Genomic DNA, 16,256 nt, shown 5'->3' on the forward strand with positions numbered 1-16,256 from the left:
GCCATGGAACACCAAAAAGATTACGGTACCCCAGCCAGCCATTCCGATCAGCAAGTGACCCTCAATATTGATGGCACCGACGTCACGGTACCTGCTGGCACCTCCATCATGCATGCGGCTATGGTCGCTGGCGTGAGCGTCCCCAAACTCTGCGCGACCGACAGTCTGGACCCATTCGGCTCCTGCCGTTTGTGCCTGGTGGAAATCGAAGGCCGCCGCGGATATCCTGCTTCGTGCACCACGCCAGTGGATAACGGGCTGAAAGTCCGCACGCAAAGCCCCAAGCTGGCCGATATTCGCCGCGGTGTGATGGAGCTTTACATCTCCGACCACCCGCTGGATTGCCTGACCTGCGCTGCCAATGGTGATTGTGAACTGCAGGACATGGCGGGCGCTGTAGGCCTGCGCGAAGTGCGCTATGGCTACGAAGGTGAAAACCACCTGCGTGCCGAAAAAGACACCTCCAATCCGTATTTCACGTTTGATCCTTCCAAGTGCATCGTCTGCTCACGTTGCGTGCGCGCTTGCGAAGAAACCCAGGGCACGTTTGCGTTGACCATTCAAGGCCGTGGCTTTGAATCCAAAGTCGCTTCCGGCGTGAATAATTTCCTGGAATCTGAATGTGTGTCCTGTGGTGCCTGCGTGCAGGCCTGCCCGACCGCTACCCTGATGGAAAAGTCGGTGATACAGCATGGTCAGCCCGAGCATAGCGTGACGACCACCTGTGCCTACTGTGGCGTTGGCTGCTCGTTTAACGCCGAAATGAAGGGCGAAGAGCTGATTCGCATGGTGCCGAACAAGGATGGTGGCGCCAATCATGGACACTCCTGTGTGAAAGGGCGCTTCGCCTGGGGCTACGCCACACACAAGGATCGCATTACAAAACCCATGATCCGCAAGAGCATTACCGATCCGTGGACGGAAGTGTCCTGGGACGAGGCAATTTCCTATGCCGCCAGTGAGATTCAGCGCATTCAGGGCAAGTATGGCAAAGAGTCGGTCGGTGCGATTACCTCTTCGCGTTGCACCAATGAAGAAGTCTATGTCGTGCAAAAGCTGGTGCGTGCCGTGTTCGGCAGCAATAACGTCGATACCTGCGCCCGCGTGTGCCATTCACCCACTGGTTATGGCCTCAAGCAAACCCTGGGTGAGTCCGCTGGCACCCAGACATTTGACTCGGTGATGAAGTCGGATGTCATCATGGTGATAGGCGCTAACCCCACCGATGGTCACCCGGTATTCGGTTCGCAAATGAAGCGCCGCCTGCGTGAGGGCGCCAAGCTGATTGTGGCCGATCCACGGGCGATCGACCTGGTGTCGTCACCCCATGTGAAGGCGGATTACCACCTCAAGCTGCGCCCAGGTACCAATGTGGCGTTGATTTCCGCCATGGCGCATGTGGTCGTGACGGAAGGCCTGGTGGACGAAGAATTCGTAAAGGCCCGCTGCGAGTGGGATTCTTTTGTAATGTGGCGCGACTTTGTCGCCAAGCCAGAAAATTCGCCAGAAGCGCTGGAAAGCGAACTGGGCATCAAGGCTGCTGATTTACGCGCGGCGGCACGCTTGTTTGCCACTGGCGGCAATGCGGCCATCTATTATGGTTTGGGCGTGACCGAGCATAGCCAGGGCTCCACCATGGTGATGGGCATTGCCAACCTGGCCATGGCCACTGGCAATATCGGGCGTGAAGGCGTGGGCGTTAACCCCTTGCGCGGCCAGAACAATGTGCAGGGTTCCTGCGACATGGGTTCCATGCCGCATGAGTTCACTGGCTATCGCCATGTGTCGGACGATGCTACCCGTGCCTTGTTCGAATCCGCCTGGGGTCGTCCGTTGTCGGCTGACCCTGGCTTGCGCATTCCCAATATGCTGGACCAGGCGATTGAAGGCAGCTTCAAGGCGCTGTATTGCAATGGCGAGGATATCGCCCAGTCTGACCCGGATACCCAACACGTCACCCACGCGCTGGAATCCATGGAGTGCGTCATCGTGCAGGATCTGTTCCTGAACGAAACCGCGATGTACGCCCATGTGTTCCTGCCAGGTGCTTCTTTCCTGGAGAAGACCGGTACATTTACCAATGCCGAGCGTCGTATTTCGCCAGTCCGTCGCGTCATGACGCCTAAGAATGGCTATGAGGATTGGGAAATCACCGCCAAGCTGTCCACGGCACTGGGCTACCCCATGCATTACAAGCATGCTTCGGACATTCTGGATGAAATTGCGGCGCTCACGCCCACGTTCGCAGGCGTCAGCTTCAAAAAACTGGATGAGCTGGGCAGCGTGCAATGGCCTTGCACGGATGAATTCCCGAATGGCACGCCGACCATGCACATTGACGAATTCGTGCGCGGCAAGGGCAAGTTCTTTATTACCCAATATGTGCCGACTACCGAAAAGGTCAACGCCAAGTATCCATTGATCCTGACCACGGGCCGTATCCTTTCGCAATATAATGTAGGCGCGCAGACACGACGTACCGATAACGTGGCCTGGCATCCTGAGGATATGGTCGAGATTCATCCGCATGATGCTGAAGATCGCGGCATCAGCGAAGGTGACTGGGTGGGGATTGCCAGCCGTGCCGGTGAAACGGTGCTACGCGCCAAGATTACCGAGCGTGTACAGCCTGGCGTTATTTACACCACCTTCCACCATCCGGAATCCGGCGCCAACGTCATCACCACCGATAACTCCGACTGGGCGACCAATTGTCCCGAGTTCAAGGTAACGGCAGTGCAGGTCACCCGTGTTTCACAGCTTTCCGACTGGCAGCGCAGCTATCGGCAGTTCAGTGAAGAGCAGATTGCTTTTGCGCAAAACACAGCTAAAGAGGCGCGGATTGAGTAGAGATGTGTGACTGAAAAATTAGTGAATGCCGAGACCGGGTTGGATATTACCGGTCTCTATCCGGTCAGAAAGTGGCGTGCTGATGGGGACGGAAGTGGCGTAACGGCCTTGCAGGATCGCGTGGCGGAAGAAATGCCGGTCGCCATGATTTATAACGATATTTCGCATGCGGTGATGCTGGCAACGCCGGATGATCTGGCCGATTTTGCCCTCGGGTTTTCGCTGTGCGAAGGCATTTTGCGCGAGCCCAGTGATCTTTACGGGCTGGATATCGTGCCGCAGGAAAAAGGCGTTGAACTGCGCATGGAGATTGCCAGCGAGTGCTTTGCCAATCTTAAGGAGCGACGTCGCAGCATGGCCGGGCGTACCGGCTGCGGCTTGTGCGGTGCCGAGAGTCTGGAGCAGGCCCTGCGCATTCCCGAAAAAGTGGTGGCATCGGACCTGAAGTTTGATTACCGAGCGATATTGCGGGCGCAGGAAAGCATACAGAAAAGCCAACCCCTGCAAGCGCTGACGGGCGCTACCCATGCCAGTGCCTGGGTAAGTCCGGAAGGCGAGATACGCATGGTGCGCGAAGACGTGGGACGGCACAACGCGCTTGATAAGCTGATAGGCGCGATTGCGCGCGCCGGGGATGACAGGCGCGGCTTTGTGCTGACGACCAGCCGGGCAAGTTATGAAATGGTGCAAAAAACCGTGACAGCCGGGATCCCCATGCTGGTGGCCATTTCGGCGCCTACTGGCCTCGCGATTCGCGTGGCAGAAAACAGCGGGATTGCACTGGTCGGGTTTACTCGCAGTCACCAGCATGTGGTGTATGCAGGCGCAGAAAAGATTATTTACGGGGATTTTGAAGAGTCGACATGAATATTGAGCATCTGATTACCATGGCCAACCAGATTGGCACGTTTTTTTCTGCATACCCTGATCGCGAGCTGGCAAAAAATGAAATTGTCAGCCATATCAAACGCTTCTGGGCGCACAACATGCGCCAGCAACTGGTCAGCCATGTGAATGAGCAGCAAGGCCAGGGGCTGGATGCGATAGTCACCGATGCTGTACGCCAGCATGTGGGACAACTGGTTTAGCCTGCTTTCCTGCGGTTTGAAGTGCGGCGCCCGGCTGTCAGCGATCTTGCTGTCAGCCAACCATGTTCTCCTGTTTCTGCCTTCGTCTGTTTCCGCCAGGTCGGCATGCTAGAATCTGGGCATGCAAAAAAGTCATGTCCTGATCCCGGCAAGTGGCTCTGGTAGCCGCATGCAAGCCTCTCTCCCCAAGCAGTATCTGCCCTTGCTCGGCCAAGCCGTGGTGCTGCGTACCGTGAATCTTTTTCTCGCCAGTCCCTGTATCAGCAGCGTGCATGTGGTGTTGAATCCAGACGATGACATCTGGGCCACGCAGCCCGATTTGCCATCGTCTGAGCGTTTGCATGTGCATTACCAGGGCGGTGATACGCGCTCTGATTCCGTGCTGAATGGGTTGAGCGCCATGCAAAGCCTGGTGGATGAGCATGACTGGGTACTGGTGCATGATGCTGCCCGCCCCATGCTGACACCTCATTTGTTGCAGCGCCTGATCGATGCCGTGCAGCAGGATAGCGTAGGGGGAATACTGGCGATACCACTGGCCGATACACTTAAGCGGGCTGACGTCGAGCAGCGGGTGCAGCGCACCGAGTCGCGCGATACGCTGTGGCAGGCGCAGACTCCGCAAATGTTTCCGCATGGCTTGTTGAAGCGGGCGCTGGAGCACACCAGACAGCTGCCTGACTATATTCCAACCGATGAAGCACAAGCCGTTGAGGCGCTGGGCCTGAAACCACTGCTGGTGCAAGGCGAGCTGCGCAATCTTAAAATCACCTATCCGCAGGATCTCTGGCTGGCCGAAGCCATTCTGCGGGCTGACCAGACCCAAGGAGAACAAGCATGATACGTATAGGCCATGGCTTTGATGTACATCAACTGATTGAAGGGCGCCGCTGCATTATCGGCGGCGTGGATATCCCGCACAGCAAAGGCCTGCTCGGGCATTCGGATGCCGATGTGCTGCTGCATGCCATTTGCGATGCCATGCTGGGCGCGGCGGCGCTGGGCGATATAGGCAAGCATTTCCCGGATACCGATGTGCGCTACAAGGGCATTGATTCGCGCGAACTGTTGCGCCACGTGGTCAAGCTCATACGCGCCAAGCACTACGCCATTGTGAATATCGATGCCACCGTCATGGCGCAGGCGCCGCGCCTGTCTGCCCATATCGACCAGATGTGCGCCAACATCGCCGAGGACTGTAACTTGCTGCGCGATGCGATCAACGTAAAGGCCACGACTACCGAGAAGCTGGGCTTTGTCGGCCGTGAAGAGGGGATTGCGGCTGAAGCTGTCTGTCTGCTGCAACGCTTCCAGATCTAGTATTCGCGCCATCCGCGATATTGTGATCGCACAATAAAAAACGCCCGGGCATTGCTGTCCGGGCATTTTTTATTGGCTTTGCCAGCTACTGACTGGCAAAGCTGGGCTTATTGCTCTTTGCGCCAGGGTTTGCTGCGTGCTTCATCCGAGAATGTGGGGAAGAGCAGAGGCAGCAACAGCAGGGTGAAGAAGGTGGCTGTCACCAGACCGCCCACAATCACCACGGCAAATGGACGCTGTGTTTCCGAGCCTATGCTGTGCGACAGTGCCGCAGGCAGCAGGCCCAGGCCTGCCATCAGCGCCGTCATCAGGATGGGCCGCAAGCGGGCGACGGCGCCATCCAGCACGGCATCCTTCACGCTTACACCATCCAGTATCATGCGCTTGATCTGCTCCACCATGATCACACCGTTTTGCACCGAGATGCCGGCGAGGGCGATAAAGCCTACCGCAGCGGATACCGACAGATGCAAGCCAGCCAGCCACAAGCCACCCAGGCCGCCAATGAGGGTGAATGGAATCATCATCAGCACCAGCAGCGCATTGCGTACCGATTTGAAGGCGGTAAACAGCAGCACAAAGATCAGCATGAGGGATAAAGGCACAATCACTTCCAGCCGCTGCATGGCGCGTTGCTGGTTCTCAAACTGGCCGCCCCAGGTGATGTTGTAGCCAGGGGGCAATGCCACTTGCGCTTTTACCTTGGCCATGGCTTCTTCTACAAAGCTGCCCTGGTCGCGGTCAATCAGGTTGGCCTTGATCGCCACAATACGGGATACCCCTTCACGGCCCACGCGCGATGCCCCTTGTTTTACCTGAATATCGGCAATCTCGCTCAGGGGAATGCTGCCTGCATTGTTGGGCAGGGCAATCGGCAACTCGGCAATATCATCCACCGCATCGCGATATTCCTCATTCAGACGCAAGGTGACATCAAAGCGGCGATCGCCATCGTAGAAGGTATTGGCGGCATTGCCCGCCAGCGCCGTTTGCACGGTGCTGTTAACGTCGCCCACCTGCAAGCCATAGCGGGCCATGCGGGCGCGGTCCAGCTGAATATCCAGCTCCGAGTTGCCTGAAATGCGGATGGCAGCCACATCGGTTGCACCTCTGATGCCATTCAGTACATCCACCACTTGGTCAGCCTTGGCTTCCAGAATCCCGAGGTCGGGCCCGAAAATCTTGACCGAAATTTCCCCTTTCACGCCAGAGAGCGCTTCTTCCACGCTGTCCTGAATTACTTGCGAGAAGTTGGTGGGAATGCCGGGGATGGTATGTATCTTGGCCGACATGTCCTTGATCAAGGCTTCCTTGTTGGAAAACTTCCAGGTGTCCTTGGGTTTCAGATCAGCCAGGATCTCGATATTGTTCGGGCCCTTGGGGTCGGTGCCATCGTCCGGGCGACCCACATGGCTCACTACCAGATGCACTTCCTGATAGCCCAGCAATATCTTGCGCACATGGCGTTCCACCTCCTTGGTTTTTTCCAGACTGGTGGAAGGCGGCAGGCTGATGGTGAGCCAGATATTGCCTTCATCCAGCCGTGGCAGAAACTCGGACCCCAGCCGCGGTGCCAGCAGCACCGATATGGCGAGCAGGGCAACCGAAACAATCACCACACGCTTGCGCATGGTGCCCATGCGTACCAGGAAATTGCGATAGGCATGCTGCACCTTTTCCAGCCATGGGCTGTGGCTCTCGGCCATATCTTCCCGGCGCATGGTGTAAGAGAGCAGGGCCGGTACCAGGGTCAGCGTCAGCAAAATGGCGCCCAGCAAGGCAAAACTCAGGGTAAATGCCATGGGCGAGAAGATTTTGCCCTCCACGCGCTGGAAGGTGAAGATAGGCAAGAACGCCAGAATGATGATGAGTTTGGAAAACAGGATAGGACGGCCCATCTCAATGGCGGTCTGCTTCAGCGTATGGATGCGCCAGCCATAACTGGCCTGCTGCGGGAATTTATCCAGCTCGGTCACCGCCAGCCGCACCATCAGCGCTTCAACCAGCACCACGGCACTATCGATGATGATGCCGAAGTCCACCGCGCCTAGCGAAATCAGGTTGGCTGATACGCCGCGAATATCCATGATGATGAAGGCGAACAGCAGCGACAGCGGAATCACACTTGCGACAATCAGCGCCGCACGCCAGTTGCGCAGGAAGACGATGAGGATCGCCACGACCAGCAGGGCACCGACGATGAGGTTCTCCGTGACGGTATGCACCGTGTGGTCGATCAGGCTGGTACGGTCATAGAAGGGGGCAATGCGCACGCCAGGTGGCAGCTTGGCATTCACCTCCTTGGCTTTTTCGCGCAGTGCTTCAATCACCTTGGCCGGGTTCTGGCCCTTGTTCATGAGCACGATGCCCTCGATCACGTCATCGCGATCGTTATAGGACACAATGCCGGAGCGGGTCTTGTCGCCAATCACGGCCTGGCCCACATCGCTCACCACAATCGGCCGCCCATCCCGAGAGGTGATCACGGTCTGGCCAATATCATCAATGCTCTTGAACAGGCCGATGCCGCGCACCACCAGCGCCTCGTCGCCGCGATGCATGAGGCCACCGCCGACGTTGCTGCTGTTGTTGCCCAGAGCCTGGTTGACCTGATCAATGCTGATATCAAATTTCTTCAGCAGATATGGATCAAGCCTGACCTGGTATTCCTTGACCGCACCACCAAAGCTGGTGATGTCGGCCACGCCGGGCACGGTGCGCAGCATGGGGATGATCTGCCAATCCTGAATCGCCCGGATTTCCCGTTGCGGCATGTCCTTGGGCGCTTCGACCAGATAGCGGTAGATTTCGCCCACCGCGGTGGTCAGCGGCGCGAGGGTCGGCTGGTAAGCCGCGGGCAAGCCAACGCCCTGCAGGCGCTCCAGCACTTGCTGACGGGCGAAATAGTCATCGGTATGCTCGGAAAAGGTCAGGGTAACTACAGACAGGCCGGTAATGGATACCGAGCGCATCTGTATCAGGTGAGGCACGCCGCTCATTTCATGCTCAATCGGCAGCGTGACCACGCGCTCGACTTCTTCTGGGGCGAGCCCGGCGGCCTGGGTGACGATGCCGACGTGCACATCTTCCACATCCGGGAAGGCCTCAATCGGCAGGTTTTGAACCGCAAAGTAGCCTGAAATAATCACGGCCAGTGTGCCCAGCAACACGAACACACGCTGCTGGAGCGAGAAGGTAATCAGTTTTTCCAACATGGTGTGATCGCCTTATTTGCCTGCGGCCAGCTCGGAATTGAGCAGAATGGCTCCCGAGGTCACCACGCGTTCGCCCAGTGCCAGGCCGCTTTTGACGGTGGCAAAGTCGCGGGCCTGGGTTGCAAGCTCCACGCGGCGTTTTTGCAGGTGGCCAGGGGAGGTCTCCACAAACACATAGCTATACAAGCCTTCGGTAATGAGCGCGCTGTTAGGCAGGCGGATGACCTTCTCCTGAGAGCTTTGCAGCGGGGTAATGCGGGCATACATCTCGGGCTTGAGGCGGCCCTTGCCGTCTACACTGCAACGCACCTGGATGCGCCGTGTCGCCGGGTCCACCATGCCACCGATAGTCAACACGCGACCGCTGAAGGTTTCGCCAGGATACGCATCCACCTCAATGGCCAGCGCCTGACCGACGGATACCTTGGACAAGTCACGCTCCGGCAGATCAATCGATGCCCACAGGGAATTGGGATCGCTGATGATGAACAGCGGGCTGGCGGCGTCTGGCCGTACCTGGCTGCCAGGGTTGATCTGACGATCCACAATCATGCCGTTGATCGGGCTGCGCAAGCTGAAGCTCTCGCCATTCACACTGCCATGGGTACCGAGATTGCTCAGCATGGCGGAGGTGCGGGCGGCTTCTGCCTGTGATTCGGCCATGTCGGCCTGGGTGTTTTCAAATTCCTTGCGCGCGATGACGCCGCCTTCCAGCAATAGGCGGCTGCGTTCCAGCGCCTGTTTCTTGAGCTGCAGGTCGGCTTGCGCCTTACGGTGATCTGCCAGGGCGGTGCCCAAATCTGGGGAGTCGAGCACCGCCAGTGCCTGGCCAGATTTCACCGTATCACCCAGCTGCGCACTGATGCTGACCACGCGGCCGGTGACGGGGGAACTGATGCGTACAGTATGGTTTTCATCAAACGCAATCTTGCCGTTCAATGGTTCGCTGGCAGGCGCGGGAATCGCCGTAACCGCTTCCATTTTCAGGCTGGAGAACTGGCTTGAGCCAGGTTTTAACACGACCTCCTGCGAGGTGGGAGCCGGACTGGCAATGCGCGGCTTGTCGGCGGCAAATCCAGGGGTGGCGACGCTGAGGCAGATCAGGCTGAGAGAAATAATGCTGCGGTTCATGTTACGGAGCTTCCTGTGGTTGGGTGGCTGCCTGCCAGGCGGCCAGGGATTTTGCATAATCGGCGCGCGCATTGGCGGCGTCCAGTTGCAGGGTTCGGTATACACGGCGTGCATCCAGCAGATCGGTCACGCCCATGGCGCCATGCTGATAGGCAAATTCGGCCGCGTCAGCTGCAGTCTTGGCTTCTGCCAGCATTTGTTCATCGTAGCGACGTACTTTATCGATGGCGGCATTGAGATCAGCACGTGCGCGCGAGATTTCACCCAGGGCAATCGCCTGCGTCTGTTGCCGGGCTTCTTCGGCAGTCGTCAGGTTGACTTCGGCCCTGGCGATTTCGCCCTGGTACTGATAGTTGGTGAACAAGGGGATACTGACAGCTGCGCCCACGGTATTGCGGCTGTCGTCCGGGTAATGCTCATATTGCACGCCCACGGTAATGTCGCGTGTCTGCAGTGACTCGGCAAGCTTGCGTGCTTCCATGGCCTGGGCGGTGCGGGCGGCAGCAGCCTGAATGTCAGCACGCTGGTCCAGCAAGGTCATATCGGTATTGGCGGTATTCGGTGCATTCGCCAGCGTAGGCCATTCATCGGTCAGATACAGGCTGGTGGCATTTTTTTCCTGCCCGATCATATACGCCAGAATGGCCTGCGCTTTTTCGCGGTCGGCCTGGGCCTGGCGTACATCGTTTTTGGCGCGCAAGGCGTCAACGCGGATACGCGCCACATCGGTGGCCGATATATCGCCTGCCTTGAGACGCAACTCGGCGGACTGCAATACCTTGTCAAAAATGGCCTGATTTTCTTGCTGCAGGCGCTCGGCCTGCTGTGCCAGCAGCAGATCGTAATAACTGGAGCGCAGATTGAGCGTCTGCTGGCGCATGCTGTCTTGCAGGTCAAAGCGCGAGGCCTTGATGGCATCTTCGGCCACGGCGGTACGCAGCTCACGTTTGCCGCCGCGCTCTATCAGCTGGTCAACCCGCACAATGCTGTCCAGGGTTTTATCCTGCAGGCCGCCATTGCCATTGCTGCCATGCAGTTTGAAATTGGTGCTGCTGAGGCTGAGGACGGGGTTGGGTTTCTGACCGGCACTGAGTTTGTCGGCTTGCGAGCCTTCCAGTGCGCGACGGGCAAACAGTACTTCGCGATTATTGGTCTGTAACAGACGCTCGGCCTGAGAGAGGCTGAGGTGTTGCAAGTCGGCGGGTTGTACTTCTGATGTTTCATCCGCATGGGCAAGCGATACCAAGCCCAGCGTGCAAAGCAGCAATACGATGTAGCGGTGTTTCATGGGCACTTTCCTGCAGCTATTCGAAAGGTCAAATTTTGCCACCTCTTTATGAGGGCATGGTGCGCATGCTAAGCACGCAACCTTATGGTTTGCTTACAACCCAAAAATACTTTTTCACAATATGAAAAATGTGTGATGAGCCCAGCTACTCTACTGCGGTTTGGCGCCATCGCATAGGGCGAGCTGACGCAGGTTGACGGCCTACTTCAGGCGTTGGCGGGAGGCAGCTGGTTGGCGATTTCGATCAGGTTGGCGTCCGGGTCGCGCAGGTAAATCGACAGGATGCGACCGCTGGCGCCGGTACGCTCTACTGGGCCTTCAATCACCGTTGCTCCGCATGCTTGCACATGCTGCATGACATCAGGCAGTGGGGTGGATGTGATGAAGCAGAGGTCAGCGGAGCCTGGGGTAGGGTGCTCGGCCTTGGGCTCAAACTCATGCTGGTATTGGTGCAGATTGATTTTTTGCGCGCCGAATGCCAGTGCCTGTCTGCCTTGACCAAATGTCACGAGCTGCATGCCGAGCACCTGAGTATAAAAATCGATGGTCGCTTGCATGTCGCGGACGGTGAGTACCAGATGGTCGAGATGGTCAATTTTCATGATGAGTCATTGGGGAAAGGTGGGGGTGGAGAGTGCAAGCGTCACGTGGCCCGCGCTCAAGCCTTGAGCAACACGATCACCGCGCCGCTGCCGCCATCGTTGGCACGTGCCTGGGCATAGGCCAGCACTTCATCCTTCTGCATCAGCCAGTTGCGCAGCTTGTGCTTGAGTATGGGTTCGCGGTTACGTGAGCCCAGCCCTTTGCCATGGATGATGCGTACACAGCGTATGCCCTTTTTCTTGCAATCGGCAAGAAACTCGGCAACATAAAGCCGGGCTTCATCCACGACCAGGCCATGCAGGTCTATGCCTGCCTGCACTACCCAGTGGCCGCGCCGCAGCTTGCTCAGAATGGCGGGGGATTGGCCTTCACGCAGATAGAGCAGCTCTTCGCCGCTCTCCAGTTCGTGGGCGGGGATGTAGTGATCGCTCAGTGAGTCAATCAGGGCCTGCCGCTCATCGCGAATGAATTGTTTGGGGATGGGTTTGGGGCGTGGCGGCGTAAAGGTGACCTTGGACGATTGCAGAGGGCGAGCGCCTTTCACTGCCTCGCGAAAGAGCAGCTCGTCGTCGTCCAATGGGTCATCTGCGGGTGTGTCAGTCACGAAAATTTACCAGGTAAGCAACTGAATCAGTTAAACAATAGCCGCTTTTGTGCTCAAGCGGCAATATCACAAACAAAAACGCACGGCAGGGCCAGAGCCTGTTGCCGTGCGCGCATGTTGGCTTGCGCCGCGATGCCTTACTTCAGTTGATCCAGGTAGCGCTCGGCATCCAGGGCGGCCATGCAACCACTGCCTGCACTGGTAACCGCCTGGCGGTAAATATGATCCTGCACATCGCCTGCCGCAAATACGCCAGGCACACTGGTCGCGGTGGCATTGCCATTACGACCAGCCTTGGTGACGATGTAACCGCCTTCCATTTCCAGCTGGCCGGCAAAGATGTCGGTGTTGGGCTTGTGACCAATCGCAATGAACACGCCTTGCAAGGGGATATCCTTGGTGGCGCCGGTTTCATTGTTCTTGATGCGCATGCCGGTCACACCGCTATCATCACCCAGCACTTCTTCCAGCACGGAATGCAGTTCCAGCACGATCTTGCCTTCCTTCACGCGCTCCATGACCTTGTCCACCAGAATGGCTTCGGCCTTGAACTTGTCGCGTCTATGCACCAGCGTTACTTTGCTGGCGATATTGGCGAGATACAGCGCTTCTTCCACGGCGGTATTGCCACCGCCGATCACGGCCACTTCTTGGTTGCGATAGAAAAAACCGTCACAGGTGGCGCAGGCAGACACGCCCTTGCCAGAGAATTTTTCTTCAGAGGGCAAGCCCAGATACTGTGCCGAAGCGCCGGTGGCAATGATCAGCGCATCACAGGTGTACTCGCCGCTATCGCCGATCAGCCGGATAGGCTTTTCGGTGAGTTTGGCGGTGTGAATGTGATCAAAGATCATTTCTGTATTAAAGCGCTCGGCATGTTTCTGAAAACGCGCCATCAGCTCGGGGCCTTGCACACCATCTGCATCCGCGGGCCAGTTGTCCACCTCGGTGGTGGTCATCAGCTGGCCACCCTGGGCAATCCCCGTGACGAGCACGGGCTTCAGGTTGGCGCGCGCCGCGTAAACGGCTGCTGAGTAGCCCGCAGGGCCAGAGCCCAGAATGAGCAGGTGGGCGTGTTTTGTTGCCATGATGTTAAGACTCCTGAGTACGATTTTTTCTATAGGTCGATAGTGCGGTAAGGCTTATTTTTCCAGCAGGCTGCGCAGCATCCATGCGGTTTTTTCGTGCAATTGCAGGCGCTGGGTCAGCAGGTCTGCACTGGCTTCGTCAGATGCTTTTTCCACGACAGGGAAAATCGAGCGGGCAGTGCGGACTACGGTTTCGTGACCAGCGACCAGTTCGCGGATCATGTCCTGCGCATTGGGCACGCCATCGGTTTCCTTGATGGAAGTCAGCTTGGCGAAGTCCTTGTAAGTACCAGGTGCATAGACATCCAGCGAGCGAATGCGCTCAGCGACCAGATCTACTGCCAGCCACAGTTCGTTATATTGTTCCTCGAACATCAAATGCAAGGTGCGGAATTGCGGACCTGTGACGTTCCAGTGAAAGAAATGGGTTTTGAGGTAGAGCGTGTAAGTGTCTGCCAGAAAACGGGAGAGGCCTTCAGCAATCTTTTTGCGATCTTTTTCATTGATGCCGATATCCATGAGGTGTATCCATCCTTTTCTTTTGTTGTGGTTAACGTTATGCCAGACAATTTTTATGTATGGTAGGTTCTCGAAATTAATAGTGCAAATTGATTCTGTAAATTTGCCTGATAAGTATCGCTAACCGGCGTGTGAGGAATACAAGCAGTACCAGCCATAACTGATATAATTCGCTGGTTATTTATATAATAACCGTTAATGATTTATTGTTGCTCAACCACTGTCCGGATAGCCTGATCATCTTGTTCTTCCAGAAAAAAAATCTCCCTTTAAACAGCAAGCGCGAGACGCCCCGTACCGAAACACCGGGCATCGTCAAGGAGGCCTGGTGGCTTGGGCTTGTGGTTGTTGGTCTCTACCTCACCATTATCCTGGTGACATACCAGCGCGATGATCCTTCCTGGTCACACACCGCCAGCGATGCCGCGGTGACCCATAACGCCGGCGGTACGGTGGGTGCCTGGCTGTCGGATATTCTGCTTTACCTGTTTGGTTTCTCGGCGTGGTGGCTGGCGGTGTTTGCCTTTTATGCCATCTGGCTGGTGTATTTGCGTCTGGAAGTCGTCGCGGCTACGCGCAAGCCGCTGTTATTGCTTAATTTCATTGGCTTTGGCCTGTTGCTTGTGGCGTCTGCCAGCCTGGAGTCCGGGCATTTGGTAGCTTTGCCCGCGCAATTGCCTTTAGGACCGGGTGGGATGCTCGGTAGCGTTTTCGATGGCTTGTTGCGCGGCATGCTCGGCTTTGCTGGCTCAACCATGGCGTTGCTACTCATGATGGCGGTGGGCTTCAGCCTGTTTACCGGCTGGTCGTGGATCATGATGACGGAAAAACTGGGTGGTGCCCTGGAGTGGGCGTATGCCTATGTGCGCAACAAATGGCAGGACAGGCAGGACCGCAAACTGGGCAAAGTGGCCGAACAGCTGCGTACCGAATTTGTTGATAACGAGCGCAAGCGCACCGAAGACCGGCCGCCTATCCAGATTCAAGCGCCTGCGCTGGAGATTCCCAAGAGCGACCGTATTGAAAAAGAGCGCCAGACGCCTTTGTTTGAAACCTTGCCGGATTCTCCCTTGCCGCCATTACATCTGCTGGATGAACCCAGTGGCGTGGTGGAAGTGCAGTCTGCTGAAACCCTGGAATTCACCTCGCGCCTGATCGAGCGCAAGTTGATGGACTTTGGCATTGAGGTCAAGGTGATTGCGGCCTTGCCCGGCCCGGTGATTACCCGCTATGAAATCGAGCCTGCGGCGGGCGTCAAAGGCAGCCAGGTGGCCAATCTCTCCAAGGATCTGGCACGCGCCTTGTCCGTGATCAGCGTGCGCGTGGTGGAAACCATCCCCGGCAAAACCTATATGGGCCTGGAGATTCCGAATCCCAAGCGTCAGGTGGTGTTCCTCTCCGAGATTCTCGGCTCGCAGGTGTATGCCGACATGAATTCGCCGCTGGCCATCGCCATGGGCAAGGATATCTCCGGCAAGCCGGTGGTGGCTGACCTTGCCAAGATGCCGCACGTGCTGGTCGCGGGTACGACTGGTTCGGGTAAATCTGTTGCCATCAATGCCATGATCCTGAGCCTGCTGTACAAGGCAGAGCCCAGCAAGGTGCGCCTGATTCTGATTGACCCCAAAATGCTGGAACTGTCGGTGTATGACGGCATTCCGCATTTGCTGGCCCCGGTAATTACCGATATGCGCCAGGCCGGCAATGCGCTGAACTGGGGCGTAGCCGAGATGGAGCGTCGTTACAAGCTGATGTCGGTGCTGGGCGTGCGTAACCTCGCAGGCTACAACCAGAAAATCCGCGACGCCGCCAAGGATGGCAAGAGCATTCCGCATCCATTTACACTCACGCCGGACAGCCCCGAGCCGCTGGAAGAACTGCCGGTTATCGTCGTTATCATCGACGAACTGGCCGATCTGATGATGGTCGTAGGCAAGAAGGTAGAAGAACCGATTGCCCGTCTGGCGCAGAAAGCCCGTGCCTGCGGCATCCACCTGGTGGTGGCAACACAGCGGCCGTCGGTGGATGTGATTACCGGCCTGATCAAGGCCAATATCCCGACCCGCGTTGCCTTCCAGGTATCCAGCAAGATCGACTCGCGTACCATTCTTGACCAGATGGGCGCCGAAGCCTTGCTGGGGCAGGGCGACATGCTGTACCAGCCACCCGGCACCAGCGATCCGCAGCGCGTCCATGGCGCCTTTGTGTCGGATCAGGAAGTGCACCGCGTGGTCGAGCACATCAAGACCTTGGGCGAGCCCAACTATATTGAAGGCATCCTCACCGGTGCCACCGAAGAAGGTGGCGATGTGGGGGATGGCGGCGAAGGTGTTGGTGGTGGCGGTGAAGCAGACCCGCTGTACGATGAGGCCGTGGCGATTGTGCTCAAGTCGCGTCGTGCTTCCATTTCCTCGGTGCAGCGCCAGTTGCGCATAGGCTATAACCGCGCTGCCCGCCTGATTGAAGACATGGAACGTGCGGGCTTGGTCTCTGCCATGCAGAGCAACGGTAACCGTGAAGTTTTAGCCCCTAACAGTCATAGCGAGTAAC

The 16,256-nt window shown here is 57.2% G+C and carries 13 protein-coding genes; 6 read left to right on the top strand and 7 right to left on the bottom strand.

Features of this window, described 5'->3' with window-relative positions; all coding sequences use genetic code 11:
• The first annotated feature begins 3 nt into the window (after positions 1–3).
• The 5 genes from fdhF (at position 4) to ispF (ending at position 5,258) form a co-directional block, all read left to right on the top strand.
• Positions 4–2,850: a formate dehydrogenase subunit alpha gene (fdhF, locus tag MPQ_RS06125; RefSeq protein ID WP_013442034.1), complete on the top strand. Its 2,847-nt coding sequence runs from the start codon at positions 4–6 to the stop codon at positions 2,848–2,850.
• Positions 2,851–2,856: 6 nt separating this feature from the next.
• Entirely contained in the window at positions 2,857–3,717 is an 861-nt protein-coding gene (gene fdhD, locus MPQ_RS06130) for a formate dehydrogenase accessory sulfurtransferase FdhD (RefSeq protein WP_013442035.1), read from the top strand.
• Positions 3,714–3,938: a formate dehydrogenase subunit delta gene (locus tag MPQ_RS06135; protein WP_013442036.1), complete on the top strand. Its 225-nt coding sequence runs from the start codon at positions 3,714–3,716 to the stop codon at positions 3,936–3,938. The genes fdhD and MPQ_RS06135 overlap by 4 nt, the downstream gene beginning before the upstream one ends.
• A gap of 121 nt (positions 3,939–4,059) precedes the next feature.
• Complete coding sequence (gene ispD, locus MPQ_RS06140; RefSeq protein WP_013442037.1) at positions 4,060–4,779, top strand: 2-C-methyl-D-erythritol 4-phosphate cytidylyltransferase; 720 nt, start codon at positions 4,060–4,062, stop codon at positions 4,777–4,779.
• A complete protein-coding gene (gene ispF / locus MPQ_RS06145; RefSeq protein ID WP_013442038.1) occupies positions 4,776–5,258 on the top strand; it encodes a 2-C-methyl-D-erythritol 2,4-cyclodiphosphate synthase in 483 nt (160 codons plus the stop codon). The genes ispD and ispF overlap by 4 nt, the downstream gene beginning before the upstream one ends.
• A gap of 107 nt (positions 5,259–5,365) precedes the next feature.
• Here ispF and MPQ_RS06150 read toward each other — a convergent pair whose 3' ends face one another.
• The 7 genes from MPQ_RS06150 to MPQ_RS06180 form a co-directional block, all read right to left on the bottom strand.
• Positions 5,366–8,473, bottom strand: coding sequence for an efflux RND transporter permease subunit (locus MPQ_RS06150; protein WP_013442039.1), 3,108 nt, complete (start codon positions 8,471–8,473; stop codon positions 5,366–5,368).
• Between the two features lie 12 nt (positions 8,474–8,485).
• On the bottom strand, positions 8,486–9,604 hold the full coding sequence (locus MPQ_RS06155; protein WP_013442040.1) for an efflux RND transporter periplasmic adaptor subunit: 1,119 nt from the start codon (positions 9,602–9,604) through the stop codon (positions 8,486–8,488).
• Position 9,605: 1 nt separating this feature from the next.
• The gene (locus MPQ_RS06160) at positions 9,606–10,892 is read right to left on the bottom strand and encodes a TolC family protein (RefSeq protein ID WP_013442041.1); all 1,287 of its coding nucleotides are present in this window, start codon (positions 10,890–10,892) and stop codon (positions 9,606–9,608) included.
• Positions 10,893–11,098: 206 nt separating this feature from the next.
• On the bottom strand, positions 11,099–11,494 hold the full coding sequence (locus MPQ_RS06165; RefSeq protein WP_013442042.1) for a VOC family protein: 396 nt from the start codon (positions 11,492–11,494) through the stop codon (positions 11,099–11,101).
• Between the two features lie 56 nt (positions 11,495–11,550).
• Positions 11,551–12,072, bottom strand: a complete 522-nt coding sequence (locus MPQ_RS06170) for a Smr/MutS family protein (protein WP_013442043.1) — start codon at positions 12,070–12,072, stop codon at positions 11,551–11,553.
• Positions 12,073–12,236: 164 nt separating this feature from the next.
• Entirely contained in the window at positions 12,237–13,187 is a 951-nt protein-coding gene (gene trxB, locus MPQ_RS06175) for a thioredoxin-disulfide reductase (protein WP_013442044.1), read from the bottom strand.
• Positions 13,188–13,241: 54 nt separating this feature from the next.
• Positions 13,242–13,706, bottom strand: a complete 465-nt coding sequence (locus MPQ_RS06180; protein WP_013442045.1) for a Dps family protein — start codon at positions 13,704–13,706, stop codon at positions 13,242–13,244.
• 242 nt (positions 13,707–13,948) lie between these two features.
• On the opposite strand from MPQ_RS06180, the gene MPQ_RS06185 reads away from it, so the two are divergent.
• Positions 13,949–16,255 (top strand): DNA translocase FtsK, encoded by a 2,307-nt coding sequence (locus MPQ_RS06185; protein ID WP_041362664.1) that lies wholly within the window; start codon positions 13,949–13,951, stop codon positions 16,253–16,255.
• Position 16,256 lies beyond the last annotated feature (1 nt).

Source organism: Methylovorus sp. MP688, from assembly GCF_000183115.1.
GTDB lineage: Bacteria > Pseudomonadota > Gammaproteobacteria > Burkholderiales > Methylophilaceae > Methylovorus > Methylovorus glucosotrophus.

What these genes read in the sequence shown, in the direction of transcription:
- fdhF (WP_013442034.1), top strand. Translation starts at nt 4, where the DNA reads ATGGAACACCAAAAAGATTACGGTACCCCAGCCAGCCATTCCGATCAG.
- MPQ_RS06135 (WP_013442036.1), top strand. Translation starts at nt 3,714, where the DNA reads ATGAATATTGAGCATCTGATTACCATGGCCAACCAGATTGGCACGTTT.
- ispD (WP_013442037.1), top strand. Translation starts at nt 4,060, where the DNA reads ATGCAAAAAAGTCATGTCCTGATCCCGGCAAGTGGCTCTGGTAGCCGC.
- ispF (WP_013442038.1), top strand. Translation starts at nt 4,776, where the DNA reads ATGATACGTATAGGCCATGGCTTTGATGTACATCAACTGATTGAAGGG.
- MPQ_RS06150 (WP_013442039.1), bottom strand. Translation starts at nt 8,473, where the DNA reads ATGTTGGAAAAACTGATTACCTTCTCGCTCCAGCAGCGTGTGTTCGTG.
- MPQ_RS06155 (WP_013442040.1), bottom strand. Translation starts at nt 9,604, where the DNA reads ATGAACCGCAGCATTATTTCTCTCAGCCTGATCTGCCTCAGCGTCGCC.
- MPQ_RS06160 (WP_013442041.1), bottom strand. Translation starts at nt 10,892, where the DNA reads ATGAAACACCGCTACATCGTATTGCTGCTTTGCACGCTGGGCTTGGTA.
- MPQ_RS06165 (WP_013442042.1), bottom strand. Translation starts at nt 11,494, where the DNA reads ATGAAAATTGACCATCTCGACCATCTGGTACTCACCGTCCGCGACATG.
- trxB (WP_013442044.1), bottom strand. Translation starts at nt 13,187, where the DNA reads ATGGCAACAAAACACGCCCACCTGCTCATTCTGGGCTCTGGCCCTGCG.
- MPQ_RS06180 (WP_013442045.1), bottom strand. Translation starts at nt 13,706, where the DNA reads ATGGATATCGGCATCAATGAAAAAGATCGCAAAAAGATTGCTGAAGGC.